General features: G+C 61.1%; 2 protein-coding genes. Both read left to right on the top strand.

What is annotated here, in order from left to right:
• Nucleotides 1-32: 32 nt before the first annotated feature.
• Nucleotides 33-803, top strand: coding sequence for a Hint domain-containing homing endonuclease (locus AC1D1X_RS21650; RefSeq protein WP_477699151.1), 771 nt, complete (start codon nt 33-35; stop codon nt 801-803).
• Nucleotides 800-2,049: hypothetical protein (locus AC1D1X_RS21645; protein WP_477699150.1), on the top strand; the 1,250-nt coding region annotated here is incomplete at its 3' end. The genes AC1D1X_RS21650 and AC1D1X_RS21645, both read left to right, overlap by 4 nt.

Genomic DNA, 2,049 nt, shown 5'->3' with positions numbered 1-2,049 from the left:
GTTTTCATGATTGCAATTAACCGGAGTTAAAAATGGGTGGCATTTTCAAAGGCGGTCTTTTTGTTGGCAAAGACGAGTCATACATMCCGAGCAGGAATGCCCAGGACGACGTGAACGAAGGCTGGTCGGTTACCAAGCGGCCTTATCGCTCAAAGCCGCAGGGTCAGACGGCCCAGGATGACCTCATTCCAGCTTCATGCGGTTCCTGCGATACCGGCTCCTGCTTCCTGGCCGGTAACCGTGTGTTGATGGCCGACGGCTCCAGCAAGCCGGTGGAAGACGTCGCSGTGGGYGAYCTGGTKATGACRAAYCTGGGCCCCCGCAAGGTGGCCGCGCTGGAGCAGCCKGTGCTGGGCATGTCGCGCAAGATCATCGAGCTGCGCGGCCTGGGCGACCAGTGCCTGATCATGTCGGACGAGCACCCGCTGTGGGTCAGCCGCACGCAAGATGGCGTGGCTTCCGAAGGCTGGGGCACCTTCAACCTGAACCATTACCTGTACGAAAAACGCAATGCGGTCAGCCCCGAGATGCCGCCGGCCGTTCCCCTGGCGATCGACCTGCCCGAACAGTTTGCGCATGTGTCGGGCTGGGTGCATGCGCGTCCGGTGTTTCACCACATGCCGCCGGAAACCCGGTTGTACAACATCATCACTGAGCAGGGCTGCGGTTTGTTTGTAGAAGGCTTCCTGGCCTTCAGCCCTTGCCAGCARGGTCCCGTGCAACTGGGTRCGCCGTGGCAAGCCYTGRCCRTTGATGCGGCTGCGGCCAGCTTTGTTGACCAGGTGAGTACCATTGCCGCGTGAGCGAAAAGGTAAATCACCAGGAACAAACTCAGTTCGACGCCGGAATCACGCCCGTGCTGGCAGGCGCCGCCTTGATTCAGGGCGGTGTTTTAACGCTACGGGCCAAAGATGAAGAGCTGACCATCAAGGCGCCTGCAAAATTCTTGCGGGCGCTTTTTCATTGGTGCGACGGCAGCAAAACACGGGCAGAACTGGCAAGCATGGCCGAAGCCAAATGGCCAGCCTCGCGATTTGGCGGCTTTATGGACGCCATGCTGGAGGCGGGCGTGCTGGTGGACCATCGGTTTGTGGCGGATAGGCTGCTTCAGGAAAGGCGGATGCAGCGGCCCTACCAAAAAGCGGTCCAGGGCGGGTTCGAGGTGTCCTTGCTGCAGGGCGGAGATATTGAACTGACGGTGCCTCGCTATTCGGGCGTTGCAGAGGCCGGCCCTGCCGGGGTGCTGTCTTTTGAGGCATTGGCCAGCCTGCTGGCCGTAGGGCCGCAGGCAGAGGGCCTGGCTGGTTTGCGTTTTGTAGTTTTCTTCCGCGAAAACCTGGGCGTTGTTGAGGCTGGCGTTTATGAAGTGCATTGGGCCGTGGCCGGAGCCTTTCTCCGGCCGTTCGATATGCCAGCCACTGCGGCGTCATACCAGGCTTTTCCCAATCTCTACGACTTCTTTCGCAGCCAGGCGCTGCTGGCTATTTTTGCTGAAAGCAACCTTCCGGACTGCCCGCTGGATGTGGCGTTGACGGCTGGCGGGGCGGCCCTGCAGAGGCTGGCTTCTGCGGCTACCGCCAGCAGTATTGCGTATGTTGAGGCAGGGGCCGCCTATGGACAGGCAGTGAGTGCACTGTGCGGGCCAGACAAGCATCTTTTCATTGCCGCGGCATTTCTCGGCGGCGTGCCACCACGTCATGGAGGCACCGGGAACCCCGCTTTGCTCAAGCCGATGGTCAGGATCATCGACCGCGGCGAAGCCGGTGGGGACTATCTGGCGGCGGCCCAGGTTGAGCGCGATGGCGGCGCCAATCGAACAGGCTGGGGGCGTTCCGTTGATGTCAAGGTGGCATGTGCCAAGGCACTGTCGGAGGCGGTCGAGCGTCATGCCTACCGCGAGCTGCCCGCCGGGTTATTGCTCAAAAAAGGCTGTGAGCTTGCCGGCAAGCTCAACCCCACCGAACTGATCCGGTTCTCGGACAAGCAATACCGTGACAAGGCGAGCCTGGGCATTCGGCCCTACAGCGACGACGCCGAGCGCTTCTGGGT

It is taken from the genome of Polaromonas sp. P1_G4 (genome assembly GCF_056405475.1).
The sequence above is the reverse complement of the archived record's forward strand: the minus strand, read 5'-3'. Positions and strand labels throughout refer to the sequence as shown.